Source organism: Caulobacter sp. GW821-FHT10A06 (genome assembly GCF_059415805.1).
Genome location: NZ_JBWKNY010000003.1, coordinates 511,788 through 535,503, shown reverse-complemented (window position 1 = coordinate 535,503; position 23,716 = coordinate 511,788). Strand labels below are relative to the sequence as shown.

At 68.5% G+C, this 23,716-nt stretch carries 28 protein-coding genes; 12 read left to right on the top strand and 16 right to left on the bottom strand.

Translation table 11 applies throughout. The annotated features are described in order from the left end of the window. Positions 1 to 11: 11 nt before the first annotated feature. Together AC07NF_RS10265 and AC07NF_RS10260 are read right to left on the bottom strand one after the other, a co-directional pair. Positions 12 to 776 (bottom strand): SDR family oxidoreductase, encoded by a 765-nt coding sequence (locus AC07NF_RS10265; RefSeq protein WP_494631897.1) that lies wholly within the window; start codon positions 774 to 776, stop codon positions 12 to 14. 170 nt (positions 777 to 946) lie between these two features. Next, positions 947 to 1,132 carry a hypothetical protein gene (locus AC07NF_RS10260; RefSeq protein ID WP_454758654.1) on the bottom strand — a complete coding sequence of 62 codons (186 nt, stop codon included), beginning with the start codon at positions 1,130 to 1,132 and terminating at the stop codon, positions 947 to 949. Between the two features lie 135 nt (positions 1,133 to 1,267). Here AC07NF_RS10260 and AC07NF_RS10255 point away from each other — a divergent pair, with 135 nt between their 5' ends. Continuing rightward, entirely contained in the window at positions 1,268 to 1,753 is a 486-nt protein-coding gene (locus tag AC07NF_RS10255) for an SRPBCC family protein (protein ID WP_492814352.1), read from the top strand. A gap of 7 nt (positions 1,754 to 1,760) precedes the next feature. Here the strand turns inward: AC07NF_RS10255 and AC07NF_RS10250 are convergent, their stop codons facing one another. Further along, complete coding sequence (locus tag AC07NF_RS10250) at positions 1,761 to 2,513, bottom strand: extensin-like domain-containing protein (RefSeq protein ID WP_494631898.1); 753 nt, start codon at positions 2,511 to 2,513, stop codon at positions 1,761 to 1,763. Between the two features lie 87 nt (positions 2,514 to 2,600). Then, the gene (locus tag AC07NF_RS10245) at positions 2,601 to 3,314 is read right to left on the bottom strand and encodes an extensin-like domain-containing protein (RefSeq protein ID WP_494631899.1); all 714 of its coding nucleotides are present in this window, start codon (positions 3,312 to 3,314) and stop codon (positions 2,601 to 2,603) included. 81 nt (positions 3,315 to 3,395) lie between these two features. Between AC07NF_RS10245 and AC07NF_RS10240 the strand changes: the two genes are divergently transcribed. Continuing rightward, positions 3,396 to 4,760: an MFS transporter gene (locus AC07NF_RS10240; RefSeq protein WP_494631901.1), complete on the top strand. Its 1,365-nt coding sequence runs from the start codon at positions 3,396 to 3,398 to the stop codon at positions 4,758 to 4,760. Here AC07NF_RS10240 and AC07NF_RS10235 read toward each other — a convergent pair. The 4 genes from AC07NF_RS10235 to AC07NF_RS10220 are packed head-to-tail and all read right to left on the bottom strand — an operon-like array spanning position 4,757 to position 7,930. Beyond that, positions 4,757 to 5,125 carry a HepT-like ribonuclease domain-containing protein gene (locus tag AC07NF_RS10235; RefSeq protein ID WP_494631903.1) on the bottom strand — a complete coding sequence of 123 codons (369 nt, stop codon included), beginning with the start codon at positions 5,123 to 5,125 and terminating at the stop codon, positions 4,757 to 4,759. The genes AC07NF_RS10240 and AC07NF_RS10235 overlap by 4 nt on opposite strands. After that, entirely contained in the window at positions 5,106 to 5,396 is a 291-nt protein-coding gene (locus AC07NF_RS10230) for a nucleotidyltransferase family protein (protein ID WP_494631904.1), read from the bottom strand. Before AC07NF_RS10230 ends, AC07NF_RS10235 begins: the two co-directional genes overlap by 20 nt. A gap of 31 nt (positions 5,397 to 5,427) precedes the next feature. Then, positions 5,428 to 5,937 (bottom strand): hypothetical protein, encoded by a 510-nt coding sequence (locus AC07NF_RS10225; RefSeq protein ID WP_494631905.1) that lies wholly within the window; start codon positions 5,935 to 5,937, stop codon positions 5,428 to 5,430. A gap of 4 nt (positions 5,938 to 5,941) precedes the next feature. Next, on the bottom strand, positions 5,942 to 7,930 hold the full coding sequence (locus tag AC07NF_RS10220; RefSeq protein WP_494631906.1) for a methylmalonyl-CoA mutase family protein: 1,989 nt from the start codon (positions 7,928 to 7,930) through the stop codon (positions 5,942 to 5,944). Positions 7,931 to 8,269: 339 nt separating this feature from the next. Between AC07NF_RS10220 and AC07NF_RS10215 the strand changes: the two genes are divergently transcribed. Together AC07NF_RS10215 and AC07NF_RS10210 are read left to right on the top strand one after the other, a co-directional pair. After that, positions 8,270 to 8,479: a cold-shock protein gene (locus AC07NF_RS10215; protein WP_492814339.1), complete on the top strand. Its 210-nt coding sequence runs from the start codon at positions 8,270 to 8,272 to the stop codon at positions 8,477 to 8,479. A gap of 65 nt (positions 8,480 to 8,544) precedes the next feature. Continuing rightward, positions 8,545 to 8,904 carry a DUF6481 family protein gene (locus tag AC07NF_RS10210; RefSeq protein WP_492814337.1) on the top strand — a complete coding sequence of 120 codons (360 nt, stop codon included), beginning with the start codon at positions 8,545 to 8,547 and terminating at the stop codon, positions 8,902 to 8,904. Here AC07NF_RS10210 and AC07NF_RS10205 read toward each other — a convergent pair. Further along, positions 8,901 to 9,632, bottom strand: coding sequence for an enoyl-CoA hydratase/isomerase family protein (locus AC07NF_RS10205; RefSeq protein ID WP_494631907.1), 732 nt, complete (start codon positions 9,630 to 9,632; stop codon positions 8,901 to 8,903). The genes AC07NF_RS10210 and AC07NF_RS10205 overlap by 4 nt on opposite strands. 190 nt (positions 9,633 to 9,822) lie before the next feature. Between AC07NF_RS10205 and ccrA the strand changes: the two genes are divergently transcribed. Further along, entirely contained in the window at positions 9,823 to 11,082 is a 1,260-nt protein-coding gene (gene ccrA / locus AC07NF_RS10200) for a crotonyl-CoA carboxylase/reductase (protein WP_494631908.1), read from the top strand. Here the strand turns inward: ccrA and AC07NF_RS10195 are convergent. The 4 genes from AC07NF_RS10195 to AC07NF_RS10180 all read right to left on the bottom strand — a co-directional run bounded on the left by AC07NF_RS10195 (position 11,079) and on the right by AC07NF_RS10180 (position 14,011). Continuing rightward, entirely contained in the window at positions 11,079 to 11,465 is a 387-nt protein-coding gene (locus AC07NF_RS10195) for a nuclear transport factor 2 family protein (protein WP_494631909.1), read from the bottom strand. The genes ccrA and AC07NF_RS10195 overlap by 4 nt on opposite strands. Before the next feature lie 15 nt (positions 11,466 to 11,480). Continuing rightward, entirely contained in the window at positions 11,481 to 12,683 is a 1,203-nt protein-coding gene (locus AC07NF_RS10190; RefSeq protein WP_494631910.1) for an MFS transporter, read from the bottom strand. 50 nt (positions 12,684 to 12,733) lie between these two features. After that, entirely contained in the window at positions 12,734 to 13,825 is a 1,092-nt protein-coding gene (locus AC07NF_RS10185) for a 3-deoxy-7-phosphoheptulonate synthase (protein WP_494631911.1), read from the bottom strand. 102 nt (positions 13,826 to 13,927) lie between these two features. Next, on the bottom strand, positions 13,928 to 14,011 hold the full coding sequence (locus AC07NF_RS10180; RefSeq protein ID WP_165262165.1) for a hypothetical protein: 84 nt from the start codon (positions 14,009 to 14,011) through the stop codon (positions 13,928 to 13,930). Positions 14,012 to 14,151: 140 nt separating this feature from the next. On the opposite strand from AC07NF_RS10180, the gene AC07NF_RS10175 reads away from it, so the two are divergent. Then, positions 14,152 to 14,379, top strand: coding sequence for a hypothetical protein (locus AC07NF_RS10175; RefSeq protein WP_494631912.1), 228 nt, complete (start codon positions 14,152 to 14,154; stop codon positions 14,377 to 14,379). Positions 14,380 to 14,381: 2 nt separating this feature from the next. Here the strand turns inward: AC07NF_RS10175 and AC07NF_RS10170 are convergent, their stop codons facing one another. Then, positions 14,382 to 14,681, bottom strand: coding sequence for a hypothetical protein (locus AC07NF_RS10170; protein WP_494631913.1), 300 nt, complete (start codon positions 14,679 to 14,681; stop codon positions 14,382 to 14,384). 205 nt (positions 14,682 to 14,886) lie between these two features. On the opposite strand from AC07NF_RS10170, the gene AC07NF_RS10165 reads away from it, so the two are divergent. From AC07NF_RS10165 to AC07NF_RS10155, 3 genes are all read left to right on the top strand, one after another. Beyond that, on the top strand, positions 14,887 to 16,365 hold the full coding sequence (locus AC07NF_RS10165) for a M20 family peptidase (protein WP_494631914.1): 1,479 nt from the start codon (positions 14,887 to 14,889) through the stop codon (positions 16,363 to 16,365). 170 nt (positions 16,366 to 16,535) lie between these two features. Beyond that, complete coding sequence (locus AC07NF_RS10160) at positions 16,536 to 17,642, top strand: Rieske 2Fe-2S domain-containing protein (protein ID WP_494631915.1); 1,107 nt, start codon at positions 16,536 to 16,538, stop codon at positions 17,640 to 17,642. A gap of 151 nt (positions 17,643 to 17,793) precedes the next feature. Continuing rightward, on the top strand, positions 17,794 to 18,312 hold the full coding sequence (locus tag AC07NF_RS10155) for a CPBP family glutamic-type intramembrane protease (RefSeq protein ID WP_494631916.1): 519 nt from the start codon (positions 17,794 to 17,796) through the stop codon (positions 18,310 to 18,312). A 103-nt stretch (positions 18,313 to 18,415) separates the two neighbouring features. Here the strand turns inward: AC07NF_RS10155 and AC07NF_RS10150 are convergent, their stop codons facing one another. Further along, the gene (locus AC07NF_RS10150) at positions 18,416 to 18,973 is read right to left on the bottom strand and encodes an SH3 domain-containing protein (RefSeq protein WP_494631917.1); all 558 of its coding nucleotides are present in this window, start codon (positions 18,971 to 18,973) and stop codon (positions 18,416 to 18,418) included. A 170-nt stretch (positions 18,974 to 19,143) separates the two neighbouring features. Here AC07NF_RS10150 and AC07NF_RS10145 point away from each other — a divergent pair, with 170 nt between their 5' ends. Then, complete coding sequence (locus AC07NF_RS10145; RefSeq protein WP_494631918.1) at positions 19,144 to 19,467, top strand: DUF2322 family protein; 324 nt, start codon at positions 19,144 to 19,146, stop codon at positions 19,465 to 19,467. Here AC07NF_RS10145 and AC07NF_RS10140 read toward each other — a convergent pair. Further along, positions 19,464 to 20,090 carry a glutathione S-transferase family protein gene (locus tag AC07NF_RS10140; protein WP_494631919.1) on the bottom strand — a complete coding sequence of 209 codons (627 nt, stop codon included), beginning with the start codon at positions 20,088 to 20,090 and terminating at the stop codon, positions 19,464 to 19,466. The two genes, AC07NF_RS10145 and AC07NF_RS10140, sit on opposite strands and share 4 nt — an antisense overlap. Before the next feature lie 94 nt (positions 20,091 to 20,184). On the opposite strand from AC07NF_RS10140, the gene AC07NF_RS10135 reads away from it, so the two are divergent. Beyond that, complete coding sequence (locus tag AC07NF_RS10135; RefSeq protein ID WP_494631920.1) at positions 20,185 to 21,867, top strand: acyl-CoA dehydrogenase family protein; 1,683 nt, start codon at positions 20,185 to 20,187, stop codon at positions 21,865 to 21,867. Between the two features lie 87 nt (positions 21,868 to 21,954). Continuing rightward, positions 21,955 to 23,568: a serine hydrolase gene (locus tag AC07NF_RS10130; protein WP_494631921.1), complete on the top strand. Its 1,614-nt coding sequence runs from the start codon at positions 21,955 to 21,957 to the stop codon at positions 23,566 to 23,568. Positions 23,569 to 23,716 lie beyond the last annotated feature (148 nt).

Here is a 23,716-nt window from a genome sequence, read left to right as displayed (position 1 = left end):
GGTTGCAAGGATTAGATCGTTGCGCCCCCATCCACTACCAGAGCTTGTCCAGTCATGAAGCTGCCGGCCTTTGAGGCCAGGTAGATCGCCGCCCCGGCCAACTCGTCCGGCTCGCCGATTCGGCGTAGCGGCACGCCCTTGGTCGAGCGCTCCAGGGTCTCGGGATTGTCCCACAGCGCCTTGGCGAAGTCGGTCTTGATCAAGCCCGGCGCGATGCAGTTGACCCGCACGTTGTCGGGGCCGAACTCGTGGGCCAGGTTGCGGGCCAGCTGGAAGTCGGCGGCCTTTGAGATGTTGTAGGCCCCGATGATGGCGTTGCCGCGCAGGCCACCGATCGACGAGACGATGATGATCGCCCCGTCCTTCCGCTCGCGCATCGCCGGCGCGACCATGCCGATCAGCCAGTGATTGCTGATGATGTTGTTGTCCAGGATCTTGCGGAACTGGTCGTCGCTGATCCCGGCCAGCGGGCCGTAATAAGGATTGCTGGCGGCGTTGCAGACGCAGATGTCGACCTGGCCGAACGCCTTCAGCGTCTCGTCGACCAGGGTCTGCAGGTCGTCCTTGGAGGCGATGTTGGCCGGGACCGCGATGGCCGTGCCGTCGCCGTGCTTGGCGTTCAGCGCGGCGGCGACCTCTTCGCAGGGCTCCAGCTTGCGCGACGAGATCACCACCTTGGCCCCGTGCTGCGCCATCCGCTCGGCGATCGCCTTGCCGATCCCGCGCGAGGATCCGGTGATGATCGCCACCTTGCCGGTCAGGTCGAAGAGGTTCACGGCGCGCTCCCTAAACACTTGTTTGAAAGGAGAGTGCGGCGGGGAGGGGTTGGGGTCAAGCCTGAGGAGCCGAGACCTCGTCCTTCGACAAGCTCAGGATGAGGTCTCTACTGAAACGGCGCCTAAAGTAGCCCTCATCCTGAGCCTGTCGAAGGACGAGGGCGGCCCCGCTACTCGTGCGGATGCGCCCGCCCGATCGACTCCTCGACCGCATCGTCCTCATCCGCGTCCTCCGGCACGATCACCGACGGCTCGGCCTGGCGCGCCAGGTCACGGGCGCCGACGCCGCCGCCTTGCTGGATGTTGCGTTCGACCTCGACGCTGGTGGGTTCGTAAGCGTCTTCGCGTTCGGGCATGACGGTCGCTCCTGGTGTTGGTGTGAGACGCCAACGAGCCCCCGCGAAAAAAGTTTCGCCCTGGTGTCGGGGATGGTGGAAGCGGCCCGTCCTTGAGGCGAGAGTTCACTCCAACCCAACATAGGAAACGCCCCCATGGCCCTCGACACCGCTGCTGAATTCCCCGCCGACCGCGAGCTGGTCCTCGACCGCGTCCTCGATGCGCCGGCCGACAAGCTCTACAAGTGCTGGACCACGCCGGAGCTGATGGAGCAGTGGTTCTGCCCCAAGCCCTGGACCGTCAAGAACGTCCGCACCGACGTGCGCACCGGCGGCAACACCTATCTGGAAATGCACGGCCCCAACGGCGAGGTCATGCCGCAGCCGGGCGTCTATCTGGAAGTCGTGCCGAACAAGAAGATCGTCTTCACCGACGCCTTCACCGAAACCTGGCAGCCCTCGGCCAAGCCGTTCATGGTCGCCATCGTCACCTTCGAGGACCTGGGCGACGGCAAGACCCGCTACCGCGCCGTGGCCCGCCACTGGAGCGCCGAGGACAAGGCCATGCACGAACAGATGGGCTTCCACGAAGGCTGGGGCACGGTCGCCGGCCAGCTCGAAGCGCTGGCCAAGACGCTCTAGCGCGGCGTCACGCGCACTTCGTCCACCCGCTCATATCCAGGTGGAAGTGGTCGCGGTGCTCGGCGTTGTAGTCCGGGCTCAGCGTGGTCAGGAACACCTTGCAGGCGCCGTCCCGCACGCGCCGCAGGAACTGGCCGCGCGGGCCCGGATCTGTCCAGTCGGTGGCCACGCTGATCACCGAGCCGTCGGCCAGCCGGAAACCGGCCACGTCGATGGCGTCGGCGGTGGCGTGCTCGCTGACCGGCCCCTCCTGCAGGCCGTACATCCGGCGGCAGGCATAGGACCCGTAGTGCACCAGGGACGAGACGCCCTGGCCCAAGAGCTCGTCGGCGGCCGGCTGCACCACCTGGCGCTCCCAGATGGTCAGGGCCAGGGCCTCCTTGCAGACCAGCGGCGCCTCGGCCGGCTCGAACCTGGCCAGGCCCGCCTGCAGCTGGACGGCGTCGCGCAGCTGGCAGAACTCGCCCTCGGAACGGTCGGGGACCTCGGCATAGGTCACGCCGGCCCGGCTCATGATCCCGCGACACAGCTTGGGGTCCGCCCCCGCCCGCGCCGCCTTGACCCGCGTGGCCAGGCCGACGGGATCGACCACGCTGAGCGGCTTCCACGGCAGGTGCTGGTCGGGGATCTTGCGCTCGGCCACGAAGGCCATCAGCAGCACGATCAGCCACAGGATCACCAGGCCCGCATAGCGGGCATAGCGCGCGCGGTGGCGAACCTCGTGCTCGATGCGCGGGTTGTGGGGTACGCGATAACGCATGGAGCGGGGGAGCGCCTTACGGGAGCAAAAGGTTAACGCCGCACCCAAGCACGACCATGGCGACGGGTTCAACCTCCCCCACTGTCATCAGCGGCAAAGACTGTAACCCGCCGGGTTCAGGTGCAGATGGTCGGCGTGTTCGGCGTTGTAGTCGGGGCTCAGCGTCACCCCGAACACCCGGCAGGCGCCGTCACGCGCGGCCCGGACGAAGCGGCCCTCTTGTGTGTCGGCGCGGAAGTCCTTCAGCACCGTGATCCGCCGGCCGTCGGCGGTGCGGAAACCGGCCACGTCCAGGGCGTTGGCGCGAGCGTGCTCGCTGGGCCGTTCGCCGGGGCGGCCATAGATCGTGCGGCAGGCATAGGTCCCCAGCTGGTCGATCCGGATCACCGGCGAGCCCAGGATCTCACGCGCCTTCGGAGCCGCCACCTGCCGCTCCCACAGGGCGTAGCGCAGGGCCAGCGGACAGGTCATGACCGGCGCCTTCGGGGCCAGCAGGCTCGGCGCCCGCACCGTGTCGCGAGTCGAGCAGAAGCCCTCTTCCCGCGCGGGCTGGTCTACGAAGCCGATCCCGCCGGCCTTCAGCGCCGCGCGACACTTGGCCGGGTCCGCCGAGATCACCGCCAGCTTGCCCGCCGTCGCCAGGCCGATCGGCTGGTTCAGCGAGAACGGCTTCCACGGCAGGTCCTGCGGCGGCGCCAGGCGATCGACCAGCAGGAAGGCCAGCATGCCGGCCAGGGCCAGGTCGATCAGGACCGACCACAGCTGGGCAAGCGCAAGGGTCTGGGGCGAGACGAGCTTCACTCCGGACCAACGTCACGCCCTCGCCCGGGTTCACTTAGGCCCCGCATCACCCTAGATGGGGGATCAAAGGGAGGGGACCCCATGGCCGCCGGACTGAAGATCGACAAGGACCTGGCGCCGCGCTTCGCCCTCCTGTGTCTCGGCATCTGGCTGAACGCCGCCGACACCCTGGTCACCGCCACCATCATGCCCAGCGTCGCCCGCGAGATCGGCGGCTACCAGTATTTCGGCTGGTCGGTGGCGGCCTACCTCACCGGCTCGATCGTCGCCGGGGCCTGTTCGGGCAAGCTGTCCATGGCGCTCGGCCTACGCACCGCCACCGCCCTGACCGGCCTCGTCTACGCCATCGGCTGCGCGATGAGCGCCCTGGCGCCCGAGTTCGTCACCTTCATCCTGGGCCGGCTGATCCAGGGCCTGGGCGCAGGGGCCGTGGTCGCCCTGTGCTACGTGGCCATCACCGCGCTCTTCCCCGAGCATCTGTGGCCGCGCGTCTATGGCGCCGTGGCCGGGATCTGGGGCGCGGCGACCCTGCTGGGCCCGCTGCTGGGCGGCCTGTTCGCCGCCGCCGGCTTCTGGCGCGGGGCGTTCTGGATGTTCGTGGTCCAGGCGATCATCTTCGTGGCCGCCGTCATGGTCATGCTGCCCGTCGGCAACAAGGACGCGGGGCGAGGCCGGATCCCCACCGTGCAGCTGATCCTGCTGGTCATCGGCGTCAGCCTGATCGGCGGCGCCGGCGTCGTCGCCTCGGCCCAGTGGGCGGCGATCCTGGCGGTCGGCGGCGTCATCGGCATGGCCGCCATGCTGGCCGCCAACACCCGCACCCACGACCGCCTGCTGCCCAAGTCGGCCGCCGACCTCAAGACCGCCACGGGCCTTGGCCTGCTGATCATCTTCGCCTGCGAGGCGGCGGTGATCGGCTTCACCGTCTACGGCCCCGCCTTCATCCAGGCCCGCCACCACGCCTCGCCCCTGACGGCGGGCTATGTCACCGGCGCCATCGCCGCCGGCTGGACCCTGTGCGCCATGGTCTTCGGCCACACCCCCGCCGACAAGGACGGCCGCCTGGTCCGCATCGGGGCCGGCGTGATCCTGCTGGGCGCGGCGCTCAGCGCCTGGACCGTGGCGCGCGGCAATCTGTGGGAGATCGCCGCCGCCTTCCTGGTCATGGGCTCGGGCTTTGGCCTGGCGCACGCCTTCATCGCCCGCCGCGCCATCGCCGGCGCCCCGGCCGACGAACAGGCCATGGCCTCGGGCGCGGTGCCCACTGCCCAACTGATCGGCGGCGCCGTCGGCGCGGCCGGCGCCGGCGCGATGGCCAACATCCTGGGCTTCAGCCACGGGATCGACCTGGCCCTGGCCCCGACGCAGGGGCTGGTGCTGTTCGGGGCGTTCCTGCCGCTGGCCGTCGTGGGGTTTGTGGCGGCTTGGCGGTTGGGGCGGAGCTAGGGTTTCTGCGTTTCGGCGAACATCGGCGCGATCACTGCCTCCAACTCATCGAGCTTGGTCGTGGCAATGTCCCAGACGATCTTCGGGTCTAGCTCCGGATAGCCGTGCGCCACCAGGTTTCGGACGGCGACGATGCTCTTCCAAGGTAACCCGCCCAGCCGCTCTTTGAGCCGATCGGGTAGCCGACCAATCGACTCGCCGATGACGAGAACATTCATCGACACCGCATCGAACAGCATCAGCTCAGCTTGAAATCGGGCGAAGTCAGCATCGGCGACGTAGGATCGGATCCGTTCGATAGCCTGCAGGATATCGTCCAACCGCAATTCGGCGTCCCGCTCCGCCTTAGACATAGGCCACTTCATGCAGGACACGATCGCGCACCAGCCTGTGCAGACCGTCAGGCGTCACCAGATCGATCTCACTTGCCAGAACCTCAGCCAAGTCATCCTGCAAGCGGAAGAAGGCCAGGCCGGGATGTTGATCAGGCGCGAACTCCACCAGCACATCCACATCGCTGTCCGGCCCCGCCTCGCCCCGCGCCGTCGAGCCGAACACGCCCACCCGCGCGACGCCGTAGCGGTCGAGCAGCGGCTTGGCCGCGCGCAGTCTGGTCAGGGCCTCGTCCAGGGTCATGGCGTGATCATAGCACGCGGAGAGGAGGGCTCTAAGCTTCATCCCGGATCGGGAAGAGACGGTCGACCAAAGCCTCGAAACCGTTGATCCGTTCGAACCTTCCTTTGGGAAGCACACGATGGTTCACGCGCTCGAGCTTCTCGCCCTTGGCGTTGCCCTTCACGTGCCTCGCCACCTTGAGGGCCTCCAGGCTGGGCAGCGCCATTTCCGGGACCGTTCCAAACCAGCGAAAATGGTCGAGGTTCAGATCGTCATCAACGACGATCCAGATGACGCACCCGCCGGGGCGTCCCACGAGCGCGAGGCTGACCTTCACCGAAGCCGTCGCGCCGCCCCGCCGAGCGACCTTCAGCTGAATATACCGCACGGTCGGACCGCAGCGGATAACCAAGTCGTAGCCGCCCGCGTCGAACTCCGCCCGCAGCACCTCGACATCGAAGCGGCGCGCGCGCCACAGCCATTGCAACAGTCCGCCGAGGAAGACGTGCTCGACGATCCGCTCACGCAGGACCGAATGAATTGCGTGGTGATCGGTATCCATCAGCTCACGCCCGCTCCAGCGCCGTCGCCTCCACCAGCCGCACCACATCCCCCATGATCTCGGTGATCCGGAAGTCCTTGGGCGTGTAGATCCGCGCCACGCCCATCTGCTTGAGCACCAGGGCGTCGGCTTCGGGGATAATGCCGCCGGCGACGACGGGGATGTGCCCCAGGCCCTCGGCGCGCATCACCCGGATGACCTCTTGCACCAGGTCCAGGTGCGAGCCCGACAGGATCGACAGGCCGACCACGTGGGCGCGGCTTTCCTTGGCGCGGCGGACGATCTCTTCCGGGGTCGAGCGGATGCCATCGTAGACGACCTCCATGCCGACGGCGCGGGCGCGGGTGGCGATCTGTTCGGCGCCGTTGGAGTGGCCGTCGAGGCCCGGCTTGCCGACCAGATAGGTCAGGGTGCGGCCCAGCAATTCGGAGACCCGTTCGACCTCCGCCTTCACCGCCTCGACGTCCTCGGCCTCGTTGGTGGAGACCACGATCGCCACGCCGGTCGGGCCTCGGTATTCGCCGAACACCTCGCGCAGGGCGCCGGCCCATTCGCCGGTGGTGACGCCGGCCTTGGCGGCGGTGATCGAGGGCTCCATGACGTTGCGGCCGTCGCGAGCGGCGGCTTGCAAGTCGGCGAGCGCGGCCTGCACCGCCTCGGCGTCGCGAGCCTCGCGCCAGGCCTTCAGCCGCGTGACGACATCGGCCTCGAGGCGCGGGTCGACCGTCTCGATCGCCCCCTCCCCCGCCGACAGCGGCGAGACCTCGGTGTCGGTCCAGCGGTTGACGCCCACCACGGTCAGGTCGCCGGTCTCGACCGCGCGGACCCGCTGGGCGTTGGAGGCCACCAGCTGGCCTTTCATCCAGTCGATGGCGCTGGACGCCCCGCCCATCTCGTCGATCAAGGCCAGCTGTTCCAGCGCGCCCTTCGACAGCTCGGCGACCTTGGCTTCGACCACGTGGGAGCCGTCGAACAGATCCTCGTATTCCAGCAGGTCGGTCTCGTAGGCCAGCACCTGCTGCATCCGCAGCGACCACTGCTGGTCCCACGGCCGCGGCAGGCCCAGGGCCTCGTTCCAGGCCGGCAGCTGCAGGGCCCGGCAGCGGGCGTCCTTGCTGAGCGTGACGGCCAGGGCTTCGATCAAGATGCGGTAGACGTTGTTCTCGGGCTGCGGCTCGGTCAGCCCCAGGCTGTTGACCTGCACCCCGTAGCGGAACCGCCGCGCCTTCTTGTCCTGCACGCCGTAGCGCTCCAGCAGGATCTGGTCCCACAGCTTGGTGAACGACCGCATCTTGCACAGCTCGGTCACGAACCGCACGCCGGCATTGACGAAGAAGCTGATCCGCGAGGCGACGATCTCGAAGTCCTCGTCCGGCACCTGGCCGCCCGCCTTCACCGTGTCCAGCACCGAGATCGCCGTGGCCAGGGCGAAGGCCAGCTCCTGCTCCGGCGTCGCGCCCGCCTCCTGCAGGTGGTAGCTGCAGACGTTCATCGGGTTCCACTTGGGAACCTCGCGATAGCACCAGGCGATCATGTCGCCGATCAGCCGCAACGACGGCTGCGGCGGGAAGATGTAGGTCCCGCGCGACAGATACTCCTTGATCAGATCATTCTGCGTCGTGCCCTGCAGCAGGGCCCGGTCAGCCCCCTGCTCGTCGGCCAGCGCCACGTACATCGCCAGCAGCCAGGCGGCCGGCGCGTTGATGGTCATGGAGGTGTTCATCTTCTCCAGCGGGATCTCGCTGAAGAGCTGGCGCATGTCGCCCAGATGGCTGATCGGCACGCCCACCTTGCCGACCTCGCCGCGCGCCAGGATGTGGTCGGGGTCGTAGCCGGTCTGGGTCGGCAGATCGAACGCCACCGACAGCCCCGTCTGCCCCTTGGAGAGGTTGGCCCGATACAGCGCGTTGGACTTCTCCGCCGTCGAGTGGCCGGCATAGGTGCGGAAGATCCACGGCGGATCCGGCGCATGCTGGTACGGCGTCGAGGACATGGCGGAGCTCCCGAGGCGGCGCTTATGGCTCTTGATTATCGAGGATCATGAGCCTGGTTTTGCTGCGATGCAATGTGGGCGTTCGCGGGTGCGGAAGCTTCAGTTCAGACGCAGAAGCACTCAAGTAAACTTCGCCGGACAACTGGAAAAATAAAATAATAGCTCGCTATGAAGACGCGCCCGTGCCAGTGTCTGAAAATCGAATATCGCCTTGGCTACGGTCGCTCTCCAGGTTTCAATCTCAGGATTGAGCTTCCGGGTCTGTCTCCGCTCCTCTTCGAATTTGACGTTACGTCTCGACCGAGGCGTGAGAACATTCACACCTGAAAGGTGTTTCCCATGGCAACCGGTACCGTGAAGTGGTTCAACTCGACCAAGGGCTTCGGCTTCATTCAACCTGACAATGGCGGCCAGGACGTCTTCGTCCACGCTTCGGCCGTCGAGCGGTCGAGCCTCGGCTCGCTGCAGGAAGGCCAGAAGATCGGCTACGAGCTCGAGCAGGACCAGCGCAGCGGCAAGACCTCGGCCGGCCAGCTTCAAGCGGTCTAAGCCTCAAGGCCCTCGATCCGCCAGGTTCGGGGGCCAACGCCTTTTCCTTCATCCAGAAAGACTTCGTGCAGAACACGCCCAACGCCGGCTTCGCAGATCGCCTCAAGACCGCCGCAGCCGCCCGTCAGGCGCTGCTCTCCCGCTTCAAGCCTCAAGAGGCTCGTCCCGCGCTGGAGCGCATCGACAGGACGAGCGAGCGCAAGGTGATGCTGGCCCAGGTTCGCGCCGACCGCGCCCTCGCCAAGACCGCCAAGCAGGACGCCGCCGCGGCGACCCTGGCCGCCGATGCCCAGGCCGTCGCCGATGCGCAGGCCGCCGAACTCACCGCCAAGCGTGGCGAGCGCAAGGAGCGCAAGGCGCTGTCCGCGCTCGACGCCAAGGCCAAACGCGACGCGCGCTACGCCGCTCGCCAGGCGCGCCGCTAGCGCCCCTTGAACACCGCTGGCCGCTTGGCGATGAACGCCGCCCGCGCCTCGGCGTGATCGGCCGTCGCGGCCAGGCCCGGCGTTTCCGCCTCCGTCGTCGAGACGCCTGACGCCACGCGCTTGGTCGCCTCGATGGCGAGCGGCGCGCGGGAGGCGATGAGCTTCGCCATCGCCAGCGCCGCATCCAGTAAGTCCTCGGCCGGATGAACCTCGGCCGCTACCCCATCCGCCAGCGCCCGCGCGGCGTCGAAGGGCGCGCCGGTCAGCAGATGCGGTTTGGCGCGACTTTGGCCGATCAGCGCCGTCAGGCGGTCGGCCGACGCCGTGAGCCCCATCCGCACCGCCGAGCAGGCGAAGCTCGCCCGGTCGCTAGCCAGGCGGATGTCGCAAGCCAGCGCCAGCTCCAGGCCGCCGCCGATGCACCAGCCGTCCACCGCCGCGATCACCGGGACCCGGCAGGCGGCGACGGTGTCGCACATGGCCAGGAAGTGGAGGATCGCCGCGCTCTGGGTTTCCACGTCGCGCGACAGGGACTCGGCCAGGTCGTCGCCCGTGCAGAAGGCGCCGTTGCGGCCGGTCAGGATCGCGACCCGCACCGCGCGGTCGGCTTCCACGGCGGCGAAGGCCTCCAGCAGCCTTGCGCGTTCGGCCATGGCCAGGACGTTGGCGGGGGCGGTGTCCAGTTCGATCAGGGCGATCGACGGTTCAGGAAACGACAGGTGGATCATGGCTGCACCCTCGCCCGCCCCACCAGCGCGAGCAACCTTCCGCAGCGCTATGCTGCGACGCACAAGTTTCCCCTTGCCACTTTCAAACAGTTGTCTCAGCCTCGCTTCCAAGACCCGAAATCAAACGGGCGCGCATAGCCGAGTTTAGTCCTCAAGCGTTGTTGCGATGCGAGAACACGGGGAGAGTGACATGGCCGAGCCTGTCCTGAAGGACCTGTACGAGATCGGCGAGATCCCGCCGGCCTTCCACGTGCCCAAGTCCATGTACGCCTGGAGCATCCGCAAGGACCGCCACGGCAAGCCCTCCGACGCCATGCAGGTCGAGGTGGTCCCCACCTGGGACATCGGCGAGGACGAGGTGCTGGTCCTCGTGATGGCCGCCGGGGTCAATTACAACGGCATCTGGGCGGCGCTGGGCGAACCGATCAGCCCGCTGGACGGTCACAAGCAGCCTTTCCACATCGCCGGGTCCGACGCCTCGGGCATTGTCTGGGCCGTGGGCGCCAAGGTGAAGCGATGGAAGCTGGGCGACGAGGTCGTCATCCACTGCAATCAGGACGACGGCGACGATGAGGAGTGCAACGGCGGCGACCCGATGTTCTCGTCCAGCCAGCGCATCTGGGGCTACGAGACGCCGGACGGCAGTTTCGCCCAGTTCTGCCGGGTGCAGTCGCGCCAGCTGATGCCGCGTCCCCGGCACCTGACCTGGGAAGAGGCCGCCTGCTACACGCTGACCCTCGCCACCGCCTACCGCATGCTGTTCGGCCACAAGCCGCATGAGCTGAAGCCCGGCCAGAACGTGCTGGTCTGGGGCGCGTCAGGGGGCCTGGGCGTCTTCGCCGTGCAGCTGGCCGCCGTGGCCGGGGCCAATGCCATCGGCGTGGTCAGCGACGACGACAAGCGCGAGTTCGTGCTGTCGATGGGCGCCAAGGCGGTGCTGAACCGCAAGGAATTCGACTGCTGGGGCCAGTTGCCCAAGGTCAACGGCCCAGAGTTCTCCGACTACATGAAGGAGAGCCGCAAGTTCGGCAAAGCCATCTGGCAGATCACCGGCAATCGCGACGTGGATTTGGTGTTCGAGCACCCCGGCGAGTCGACCTTCCCGGTCAGCGTGTTCGTCGTGAAGCGCGGCGGCATGGTGGCCATCTGCGCCGGCACCTCGGGCTTCAACCTGACCATGGATGCGCGCTTCCTGTGGATGCGCCAGAAGCGCGTGCAGGGCAGCCACTTCGCCAACCTGATGCAGGCCAGCGCCGCCAACCAGCTGGTCATCGACCGCCGCGTCGATCCGTGCCTGTCGGAGGTGTTCCCCTGGGACCAGATCCCGGCTGCCCACGAGAAGATGCTGGCCAACCAGCACCTGCCGGGGAACATGGCCGTGCTGGTCTGCGCCCAGCGTCCGGGCCTCCGGACCTTCGAGGAAGTGCAGGAGCTGGGCGGCGGGAGCTAGTCCAGGAAGCTGTCGGCCAGCGCCTGGTCGGTCTCGTGCACCCAGCAGGCGTCCAGCCGGCCGTCGCGGGCGGTGTAGACCAGCAGGCGCTCGACCACCGCCTCGCGGCCGTCGCGGCGGAAGCGCTCGCGGGCCAGGATGGCGGCGCGGGTCTCGCCGACCAGGACGTCGACGATCTCGACCAGCTGGCGGTTGGTGCGGCGCGAGACCTCGGCCAATACCGCCAGCGCCTTGGCCTTGCCCACATGGACGCCAGCCAGGCTGTTGCGGCCGGCATAGTACAGGGTGAAGTCGTCGTGATAGCCGCCGACCATGGCCGGCAGGTCGCCCGCCCGCCAGGCGGCGGCATAGGCGTGGACGGCGTCGCCGACGGAAGTGGGCATGGCTTGCTCGCGGGCTTAAGCTTCGGGTGTCTCCGCTCTAGCCGCCCGCGCGCCGAAGACTGTCAGCAGGCCGGCCGAGAGACCCGTCGCCAGGGCCACCGGGACCAGCGCCCCGACCACCGCCCCGCCTGCCGCGCCCGCGCCGATCAGCTGGGCGGCGGCCAGCGGGCCGAGGATCGAGCCCAGCCGGCTGGCGGCGATGGCCGCGCCGACGCCGCTGCCGCGCACCGCGTCGGCATAGAGCTGCGGCGCCAGGCTGTAGAGCGTGAACTGGCCGCCCATCAGCAGGAAGCCGGCGACGAAGGCCAGCACGGCGATCTCGCCGCCATTGCCCGCGCTGGCCAGGCCCAGCAGCGCCAAGGCGAGGCCGGCGAAGGTCCCGACCAGCGGCCAGCGCGGCCCGATGCGATCGACCAAGAGGCCCAGCAGCACCCCGCCGGCCGCGCCGCCCAGATTGAACAGCGCCGCCGCCCCGAACGCGGCGCTCTTGGGCAGGCCGCGCGCCACCAGCAGGGTCGGCAGCCAGTTGAGCAAGAGGTGCAGGATCAGCGCGGTCAGGGCCACGCCCAGCCACAGGCTCACGGTAATCGGCAGACGGCGCGGCGAGAACAGCGCGCTCAAGGCCGCCCGGCCCTGCTGCTCGATCGCCTGCGGCCGGCGTAGCGGCAGGACGAAATGCAGCAGCGGCGCGGCCAGCAGCGGGGCGATCCCGCCGACCACGAAGATCATCCGCCAATCCTCGGCCAGGGGCGAGCGCGCCAAGAGGCCCGCCACCGCCCCGCCCAGCGGCAGGCCGGCGGTGACCAGGCCCACCGTCACGGTCTTGCGCGCCGGGCCGGCCTGCTCGGACGCCAAGGCGATCAGCATCGGCATGGCCCCGCCCAGACCGACGCCGGTCAGGACGCGCACGACCAGCAGGGCCTCGAAGTCCTTGGCCAAAGGCGTCGCCAACGAGAACAGGCCAAAGGCCGCCGCCGAGAACACCAGCACCGGCCGCCGCCCGATCCGGTCGGCGACCGCGCCGCCGGCCGAGGCCCCCAGCATCAGCCCGATCAAGCTGGCGCTGAACGCCCAGCCGGCCTGGCCCGGCGTAAGGCCCAAGGCCGGGACCATGCGCGGCGCGGCCACGCCCATCGACTGGATGTCGAACCCCTCCAGCATGGCGGCCAGGAGGCAGACGGCCAGCACCGCCCAGATGGGTTTGTCCTTGGCGTCCATGGTCCCCTCCCCGGTTTGGGGAGGAGACTAGGCCGCGCGCGGGAGCTCGGCTAGCGCGCCGCCCTGCCCGCCTTCACCGCCGCCGCCAGATCCTCCAGCACCTTCACCGAGGTGTCCCAGTCGATGCAGGCGTCGGTGACCGACTGGCCGTAGGTCAGGGCCTGACCGGGGACGATGTCCTGGCGGCCGGCGACCAGGTTGCTCTCGATCATCACGCCCATGACCGGCGAAGACCCCGTGGCCACCTGGGCGCAGATGTCGGCCGCCACTGCCGGCTGGTTCTCGTGGTTCTTGCCGCTGTTGGCGTGGCTGACATCGACCATGATCCGGGCCGGCATGCCCGCCTTGGCGACGGCTTCGGCCGCAGCGGCGACGCTGGCGGCGTCGTAGTTGGGCGTCTTGCCGCCGCGCAGCACCACGTGGCAGTCCTTGTTGCCGGTGGTGGTGGCGATGGCCGCGCGGCCCTCCTTGGTCACGGCCAGGAAATGGTGCGGCTGGCTGGCGGCCATCACCGCGTCGACCGCCACCTTGACGTCGCCATTGGTGCCGTTCTTGAAGCCGACCGGGCACGACAGGCCCGAGGCCATCTCGCGGTGGATCTGGCTCTCGGTCGTGCGCGCGCCGATCGCGCCCCAGGCCACCAGGTCGGCGATGTATTGCGGGGTGGTGACGTCCAGGAACTCGCAGGCGGCCGGCAGGCCTTGGGCGCAGACGTCCAGCAGCACGCGCCGCGCCAGGCGCAGGCCGTCATTGATCCGGAAGCCGCCGTCCAGGTCCGGGTCGTTGATCAGGCCCTTCCAGCCCACGGTCGTGCGCGGCTTCTCGAAATAGACCCGCATGACGATTTCCAGCTCGCCGGCATGGCGTTCGCGCTCGGCGGCCAGGCGCTGGGCGTAGTCCAGGGCCGCCTTGGGATCGTGGATCGAGCACGGGCCGATCACCACCACCAGGCGGTCGTCGCGACCGTTCAGGATCTCGTGCACGGCCCGGCGGCCCGCGCCCACGACCTCGGCGACCTGCGAGGTGGCCGGGGCCTCGCCGATCACCTGGGCGGGCGGGCTGAGGGTCTGCAGTTTCTGGATGCGCAGGTCGTCGGTCGGGACCGGGATCGTGACGACATTGGCGGCGGTCGAGGAAGGCATGGCGTACTCCGGGAAATCTTTTGGAGAGGTCCGGCGGCCATTAAAAAAGCCGCCCGGGGAACCCCTGGCGGCTGGTGAAGATGTTTGTGGTCCTGGTTGATCTCAGGCCAAACGATCCCCTCCCGGCGCCAGAGGCGTCGGATAGCTAAAGTACCAAAACAGCTGTTGGCTGGCGGCGAGGGTCATCGTCGGCAAGCTTAGGGCGAAGTTTTCCGGGAGTCGAGCGCCACGTTCGACGCGCATGGCAAACTACGCTTTACCAAAAACTCAACTTCGGCTGGCACCTTCCCCGTCACGCCCACTGTGGGGCGATAGGGGGATTGATCATGACGACGAGAACCTTGGCCGATCTGGTGGCCATCGCGACCTATGGCGGCGGCTTTCAGGTCAGCGCCAACGACTACAGCCTGGACGAGCTGGTGAAGGCGGCCGACGCGCTGTGCAACGGCGCCTGGATGCGCGTGCTGCACACCGACGCCCTGACGGCCAAGGACCTGGCCCTGATCGCTCAGCACGGCGGCCCGGGCGGCGTCGAGTTCGTGTTCGCGGCCTAAGATCACAATCGCCCGCGCCGGCCGCCCTTGAGGCGGTCCAGGGCGCGGGGCGTATGCGGCGGCGGCTCCGGCGTCTCGGTGAAAGCCGGGCGCGGAGCCGCCGCCGGCTTCCACTCCGGGACCATCGCCGCGATCTTGCGGGCGGTAGCGGCCATGACGCCGCAGACCCTGGCCTTTTCGCGGGCCTTGCGGATCAGGACGGGGTCGTCCGTGGCCTCGATCGAGGCCCAGACGGCGTCCAGCATCGCCATCAGCTTGGCTTGGGTGTCTTCGCACCAGCGTTGGGCAGAGGTCTGTGTCATGCCGCTAGCTTGCGGCCGTCTGACGGACCGGGGACAAGAAACGTGCGTTTTCCGATAAGCCTTTGAATAGGTTTGAGGCGCTCCCGAAAAGTACGGGGATTGAGCGGCGCCCTGTGGATAACTTTCGCAGCCGCTCGATAACGAGATTGTCGCGTATCGAAATCCAACGCACAGTCTCCCCCAACAAGTGTTCGGGGAGATGATTATGGGTGTCGGGGGTAAGGTCGCGCTGACGGCCGTGGGTCTGGTTCTGGCCGTGACGGCCGTGGTCGCCGTGCGCACCGCGACGTTCAAGGCGCCGGCCGTGGTGGATCCCGCGGCGGTGAAACTGGCCTCGGCTCGGCCCGTCGACGTCGCCAAGGCCGCCGACCACCTGGCGCAGGCCGTGCGCTTCCAGACCATCAGCCACCAGGACCGCGCCGACGACCAGCCGGCCGAGTGGGACAAGCTGCACGCCTGGCTGCAAACGACCTATCCGCAGGCCCACAAGGTCATGACCCGCGAGGTCGTGGCCGACCACACGCTGGTCTACACCTGGACCGGATCGAACCCCGCCCTGCCCCCGATCGTGCTGATGGCCCACCAGGACGTGGTGCCGGTGACGCCGGGCAGCGAGGGCCAGTGGAGCCATCCGCCGTTCGACGGCGTCATCGCCGACGGCGCGGTCTGGGGTCGGGGCGCGATCGACGACAAGGGCTCGCTGGTCACGCTGTTCGAGGCGCTGGAAGGCGTGGCGGGCAGCGGCTTCAAGCCCGTGCGCACGGTGATCATCGTCAGCGGCCATGACGAGGAGGTGCGCGGCGTGGGCGCCCGCGCCGCCGCGGCGCTGCTCAAGTCGCGCAACATCAAGGCCCAGTTCGTGCTGGACGAGGGCATGGCCGTGGTCGCCGACCACCCCGTCACCGGCAAGCCCGCCGCCATTATCGGCACGGCCGAGAAGGGCTACGCCACCATGAAGGTCACGGCTCCGGCCGTCGGCGGCCACAGCTCGGCCCCGCCCGCGGACGGCGGCGGCGTGGTGGCCCTATCCAAGGCGGTGGCGGCGATCAACGACCACCCCTTCCCGATGAAGTTCCAGGGCCCCGGCGCCGACATGCTGGGCGCCATCGCCCCGTACGCCAAGCCCGAGGTGAAGATCTTCGCCGCCAACACCTGGCTGTTCTCGCCGCTGCTGGTGAAGGTCACCGCCAAGACCCCGGCCGGCGCGGCCATGCTGCACACCACCATCGCGCCGACCATGTTGAAAGGCTCGCCCAAGGAGAACGTCCTGCCGCAGGACGCCACGGCCTGGATCAACTATCGCATCGCGCCGGGCGACAGCTCGGCCACGGTGATGGCGCGGGCCAAGGACGCGGTCGGCAAGCTGCCGGTCCAGCTGGCCTGGAGCAAGACGCCGGACGAGCCCTCGGCCGTCTCGTCGACCAGCTCGGACGCCTGGAAGACCATCGCCGGCCTGGCGGGCGACGAGAGCAAGGCCCCGGTCGTGCCCGGCCTGGTCACCGCCGGCACCGACAGCCGCTACATGGGCGGGGTGGCCAGCGACGTCTATCGCTTCCAGCCGCTGGTGCTGAAGGTCGAGGAGACCAAGATCATCCACGGCACCGACGAACACATCAGCCTGGACAATGTCGCGCGAATGGTGCGCTTCTATCAGCGCCTGGTGGAGACGGCCGCGTCGCGGTGAGGTCTCTCTCGGGCGGGGCGTGTTCGGGGGAACACGGTCGGGGGACTTGGCGGAGGTAATCCGCCCACAACTTTGGCTGTCGCTTTCTCGAGCTTGAATACGGCTGTCGCAGAGGCCTGCGACACTGGGCCTCAAGTTACAGCGTTCTCCCAACCGCTAAGAAGCGCACCATGCCCGCCGACGACGCCCCGCTGATCAAGGCCAAGCCTATCGCTGACAAGTTCGGCGAGGGCTTCGTCTGGGACGCCTGGTACGTCGCCTGCCTGTCGCCCGACATCAAACCCGGCAAGGCCGAGAAGCGCGAATATCTGGGCGAACCGATCCTCCTGGGCCGCACCCGCGCGGGCCAGGTCTACGCCATCCGCGACATCTGCCCCCACCGCGCGGCCGCCCTGTCGGCCGGCCGCGTGCACCGCGAGGCCGACGGCACCGACAGCATCGAGTGCCCCTATCACGGCTGGCGCTTCGGGCCCGACGGGGCCTGCAAGTCGATCCCGTCCCTGACCGGCGACAGCGACTTCGACATCTCCAAGGTGCGGGTGCGCAAGTATCCGACCGTCGAGCAGCAGGGCATGGTCTGGATCTGGATGTCCTCGAACCCGCGCTTCGACGGCGAACCGCCGGAGCCGCCGCCGACCATCCCCGGCGTGGTGGGCGGCAAGCCCAAGCTGGTCGACCACCTGGACTACGACATCCATATCGACCACGCGGTGCTGGGCCTGATCGATCCGGCCCACGGCCCTTACGTGCACCAGCAGTGGTGGTGGCGGACCAAGACCAGCCAGCACGAGAAGAAGAAGACCTTCTGCGCCTCGGAAGCCGGCTTCACCATGGTGCGGCACGAGCCGTCCAAGAACTCCAAGGCCTACGCCATCCTGGGCGGCGAGCCCCTGACCGAGATCACCTTCCGCCTGCCGGGCCTGCGCTGGGAGCATGTGACGGTGGGCGAGCGTCAGGTGCTGGCCCTGTCGGCGATGACGCCGATCAACGCCCACAAGACCCGGATGAACCAGATCATGTGGTCGGACCACTGGGCCTTCACGGCCTTCTATCCGATCATCCGCGTGGCCGCCCGGGCCTTCCTGCGCCAGGACGGGGCAATCGTGGCGGCCCAGACGCCGGGGCTGCAGCAGAACCCGCCGCTGATGTGGGTGGGCGACGCGGACCAGCAGGCGCGCTGGTACCACCAGTGCAAGCGCGAATGGATGGCCAGCCGGCGAGAAGGCCGGGCGTTTGTTAATCCGGTGAAGGACCAGACGCTGCGGTGGCGGACGTAGGGGTCTCCTCCCCCGCCAAACATATCCCGTCATTCCGCGCTTTATGCGCGGGACCCATTTCTCCGCCGCAGGTGCGGAGCAGGACAGGGATCTCACGTGTAAGCTGAACCATGGGTCCCGCGCATAAAGCGCGGGATGACGGGGAGTGGAGATGGCGCTGAGCCTTCAGGTCTACTGCACGAGACTCCTCACCAGCCTGCGCACCCTGCCCACCCCGCGCGGCTGGCTGCTCTGCGCCGCCATCTCCGCCGCCACCCTGGCGCTGATGATGGTCATCGGGTTCGTCACCGGGCTCTACAAGCTCCAGCCGACCGAGCCCGGCCTGCCCCTGCGCATGCTGATCGTGTTTTTCATCCCCGCCCTGGGCGAGGAGATCCCCTTCCGAGGCCTGCTCACCCCCGGCCCCAGCGAGAGCGCGCGCCCCAAGCTGGAGATCGCCGTCTCCACCGCCCTCTACACCGTCTGGCACGTGTTCGAGGCCGTGACCTTCCTGAAGTCCGCCGCCGGCATCTTCCTGCGGCCCGACTTCCTGCTGTGCTGCGCGGTGCTGGGCCTGGGCTGCGCGATCACCAAGCGGGTGACCGGCTCGATCTGGCCGGCGGTGATCCTGCACTGGGCGCTGGTGGTGGTCTGGCAGACCTGGCTGGGCGGGGTGAGTGCTCTCTCGTAACAACGAAAAAGCCCGCCCGGTCCTAGGGGGTGGACCGGGCGGGCTCTCTTCGAAGCGCGGCCAGAGGGACGGAGCGGACGCGCTCCGAAAGCTCTAGCGCGGGTTAGGCGCGGTAGACGTAGGCGCTCGAGACGTAGCCGACGCCGACGCCGTTCTGGCCGACCAGGATCCACTTGCCGTCACCGGTGCGGCCCAGGGCTTGGAAGGTCGAGCCCGAGCTGACCGAACCCAGGCGCTCGCCGCGGGTGGAGGCTTCGGCCCGCAGGTTCACGGTCGAGCGGGTGACGTACTTCTTGTCCATCTTGACCAGGGGCGCGGCCTCGACGGTCTGGGCGTAGCGATAGCCACCCGACTTGTAGATGCCGCCGACGTCCTTGGCCGCCTCGGTCTTCTGCATGCCGCAGCCGATGGCCGAGCCGGCGCCCGCGCCGACCACGGCGCCGATGGCCGTGCCCGTGCCGCGATCGCCCTTGCCGGCGATCTTGTTGCCGGCAAGGCCGCCCAGCAGGCCGCCCAGGACCGCGCCGACTTCCTGCTTCGAGCCCGAGGCCTTGCAGCCGACGACGCCGGCATTGGCTTGCGGCGCGGCGGCCATCGACAGGGCCGCGGCGGCGGCGCCCAGGGTCAGGGCGGTGGTCTTGATCTTCATCGAGATGGTCATGGTCTTTGTCCCTTTTCAAAGTCTGCGGGGTCAGCAACCCCGTGAGACAGACCATGACAGGGCGAAGCTGAACGGTTGCGGGAACCCGTTCAGCAGATTTCGTTCATGTTGAAAAAAGTTCGCCCGGGGTGTTACGAGCCCCGCCCGCAACGACCTTCAGAAAGCTGGCGATGATCCAACCTGGCGCGACCTTCAAGGACAATCTTCAGCAGCTGCCGGCCATCGACGGCGTGCAGCGCATCGACCTGGTCGACGCGCAAGGGATCGTGGTCGCCAGCATCGAGAACCAGCCGGGCAAGCAGGGCTCGGTGGCAGTCTATCAGTATCTGAAGCAGGCCTTCGGCGCCCTGGACGCGCGTGCGGCCGAGCACGGCCTGGCCGTGTTCGGCGAGCACACGGCCGACGCCCGCGAGCGTCCCGGCGCGCATCCGAACGTCGACCGCCTGCTGGAGATCGCCGCCGGCGGCGCGCCGCTGACGATCGAGATCGTCTAGGCGCCGAGCGCGTACGGCCCGCTCTTCTCCAGCGCCTTGGCCCAGGCCGGCCGCGCGTGCATGCGGCCGATCCAGGCGGCCATGTGCGGATAGTCGGCCAGCTTGCCCATGGCCTTGGCCACCTCGGGCACGAAGCTCATCTGGATGTCGGCGCCGGTCAGGGCCTCGCCGACGAAGAACGCCCGCCCGGCCAGGCTGTCGTTCACGAACGCCAGGTGGTTGGCGATCTCGCTCTGGATGCGCGGATGCAACGGCGCGCCGGCCTCGCCCAGACGGCCGACATACATGTTGAGCATCAGCGGCAGCATGGCCGAGCCCTCGGCATAGTGCAGCCACTGCTGGTAGCGGTCGTAGTCGGCGCTGGCCGGATCCGGGGCCAGGCGCCCCTCGCCGTGGCGGCGGATCACGTAGTCGATGATCGCGCCGGACTCGATGACGGTGAGATCCCCATCCACGATCACCGGCGACTTGCCCAGCGGATGCACGGCCAGCAGTGACGGCGGGGCCAGGCGGGTCTTGGGATCGCGGGTGTGCTGGACGATCTCGTACGGGACGCCCAGTTCCTCCAGCAGCCACAGGATCCGCTGCGAGCGCGACTCGTTGAGGTGATGAACCGTCAGCATTGTTTCTTCCTCGACCTTGTGCGCTGCGGCATTGCTCGCAGGTGCGAAAAGCGCCAGGGTGAAGAAAACAACCGTTTGGAGCCGGGGAGCAAGCATGACGCATACGGCAAGCGAGACCCTCATTCTCCCCGGCCTGACCGGTCTGCTGCGTGAAGCGGCCGACGCCGCCGGCCTGTTCGTGGCCGAGGCCAAGCCGCAGGTGCTGGCCCACATCTCGGGCGAAACCGGCAAGGTCGACCGCAAGCTGGCCGACATCCATCAGCACCGCGTCCACGGCTATGGCTGGTACGCCGCTTATGCCGAGCTCCTGAACCAGGTCGCCGGCTGGGCCGAGCGGCTGCAGGACGAGGGCCGGTTCGGCGAGATCGAGGCCCTGCTGGCCCAGCTGCTGTTCAGCGAATACTGCGCTCAGCTGGTCGGCGGCGTGCCGATGAACCAGGGCGAGATCGTCCGGCCGGCGCATCTGGTCGAAGACCGCGCGGTGCTGAACCGGCTCTATTCCAACGGCCTGATGAAGCTGATGGTCGAGGGCGGGACGCAGGCCGTGAAGACCCGCATCGCCCAGCATCTGTCCCAGGCGCGCGGCAAGCCGACGCTGGAACAGACCGGTCTCGACGAAACCTTCGAGATGATCCGCGACCAGTTCCACGCCTTCGCCGAGGAGAAGGTCACCCCCTTCGCCCACGAGTGGCACCTGAAGGACCAGCTGATCCCGATCGAACTGGTCGAGGAGCTGGGCGCCCTGGGTGTGTTCGGCCTGACCATCCCCGAAGAGTTCGGCGGCAGCGGCATGGGCAAGACCGCCATGTGCGTGGTCTCCGAAGAGCTCTCCCGCGCCTGGATCGGCGTCGGGTCGCTAGCCACCCGCTCGGAGATCGCCGGCGAGCTGATCCTGACCGGCGGCACCGATGCGCAGAAAGAATACTGGCTGCCCAAGATCGCCAGCGCCGAGATCCTGCCGACCGCCGTCTTCACCGAGCCCAATACCGGCAGCGACCTGGGCGCGCTTCGGACGCGGGCCGAGCTGAAGGGCGACCAGTATGTGGTGACCGGCAACAAGACCTGGATCACCCACGCCGCCCGCGCCGACGTCATGACCCTGCTGGTCCGCACCGACCCGGCCACCACCGACTATCGTGGCCTCTCCATGCTGCTGGCCCCCAAGCCGCGCGGCGTCGAGGGCGACGACTTCCCCGCCCAAGGCATGAGCGGCGGCGAGATCGGGGTGATCGGCTATCGCGGCATGAAGGAATATGAGCTGGGCTTCGACGGCTTCGAAGTGCCGGCCGAGAACCTGCTGGGTGGCGTTACGGGCCAAGGCTTCAAGCAGCTGATGGCCACCTTCGAGAGCGCCCGCATCCAGACCGCCGCCCGCGCGGTCGGGGTAGCGCAAGCCGCGCTGGAGACCGGCTTGGCCTACGCCCTGGACCGCCAGCAGTTCGGCCAGGCGATCTTCGAGTTCCCGCGCGTCTCCAACAAGCTGGCCATGATGGCCGCCGAGATCATGGGCGTGCGCCAGCTGACCTACTACGCCGCCCGCCAGAAGGACGAAGGCAAGCGGTGTGACCTGGAGGCCGGCATGGCCAAGCTGATCGCGGCGCGCGTGGCCTGGGCGGCGGCCGACAACGCCCTGCAGATCCACGGCGGCAACGGGTTCGCGATGGAGTATGCGGCCAGCCGGCTGCTGGCCGATGCGCGGATCCTCAACATCTTCGAGGGCGCGGGCGAGATCCAGGCGCAGGTGATCGCGCGGCGGCTGCTGGACGGGGGCAACTGACCCAAAACCGTTCGGGGTCGTTTCTTGCGCCCTTGTCCGCCGATAGGGGCTCGGCATAGCGTGGTACCTTCACCGTAAGGACCGCCCATGCTCGCCACGACCCGCCGCACCGCTCTTGTCTCGGCCCTCGCGACCACGGGTCTGGCGGCGTTCGGCAGTCGGGCCTTCGCGCAGGAGACCGGCTCGGTCGCCGCCGCCGTCGACCAGCTGGCGCAGGACGTCATGGCCGCCTTCCCCGACCAGCCGGGCCTGGGGATCACCGTCGTCGAGAAGGGCAAGGTCACCCTGGCCAAGGGCTATGGCGTCAAGACGCTGGGCCAGCCGGACCGCTGCGACGAGAACACCGTCTTCGGCATCGCCTCCAACACCAAGGCCATGACCGCGGCCCTGATCGCCATGCTGGTCGAGGAGGGCAAGCTGGCCTGGGACGATCCGGTGACCAAGCACCTGCCGGCCTTCCAGATGAGCGATCCCGTCATCACCAAGCTGATGACCGTCCGCGACCTGCTGGTCCACCGCAGCGGCCTCTCCCTCGGCGCGGGCGACCTGATGATCTGGCCCGACCCGACCCATACCCGCGCCGACATCGTGGCGGGGCTGAAGTACCTGCCGATCAGCGGCCAGTTCCGGGGCGGCTACGCCTATGACAACGTGCTCTATGTCGCCGCCGGGGCGGTGATCGAGGCGGTCACCGGCCAGTCGTGGGAAGTGGTGATCAAGGCCCGGATCTTCGATCCCCTGGCCATGACCAGCACGGTCTCCAGTCCCTCGCTGGTCGACAAGTCCCGCCGGGCCGCGCCGCATGCGCGCCTGGGTCCGCCCGTCCGGGGCCTGGGCCCGCAGACGGTGCTGCCGTTCGACAACAGCTTCGCCTCGGCCGCCCCCGCCGGCGGCGTCAACTCCACGCCTAAGGACATCGCCCAGTGGATGATGGTCCAGCTGGGGTTGGGCATGACCCCCAACGGCAAGCGCCTGTGGGGCGAGCCCTCGGCCCGCGAGATGTGGAAGCCGCACACCCTCACCGCCTGGGCCGACGGTCCCAGCGACGAGAACCCGGTGCGTCCGTCGATGCAGGCCTATGGCCTGGGCTGGTTCGTCCAGGACCATCGGGGCGAGCGCCTGCTGTGGCACACCGGCGGCCTGGCCGGCTTCATCTCGTACACGGGCCTGCTGCCGGGCCGGAAGTCGGGCATCATGATCATGACCAACGCCGAGGAGACGCCGGTCCTGCGCACCCTGCGCTATGGCGGTCCCGACCGGCTGCAGGGCCGTAGCGACTTCGACTGGATCGCCTCGTCCAAGCGGGTCCAGGCCCAGGCGGACGCCGACACGATCAAGGACGCCGCCCGCGCCACCACCACCGCCACGCCCGGCGGGGCCAAGCCCAGCCTGCCGCTGGCGGCCTATGCCGGCGTCTATCGCGATCCCTGGTACGGCACGGTGACCATCACCGTGGTCGGAAAGGGCAAGAAGCAGGGCCTGCACGTCGCGTTCGACAAGACCCCGGCCCTGCGCGGCAAGCTCGAGCCCTTCGACGGCGAGATGTTCAAGACGACCTTCGACGACCGCACCCAGGAGGACGCCTTCCTGACCTTCGACCTGAAGGACGGCAAGGTGGTTTCGGCCCTGGTCAAGGCGGTCTCGCCGCTGGCCGACTTCAGCTACGACTACCAGGACCTGCGGCTGTCGAAGATCAATTAGCGGCTCAATTGCAAAGCTTCGGAACTCGCCCCCAACAGCCGCGTTGTCGAATGAGTTTGGGGGTGGGTTTGCTCTAGGCGATACGGTCAAGGTTCGGCCGCCGCCCCTCACCCCCAAACGCCAGTCAACGCACGTGGGGGTGCATGCA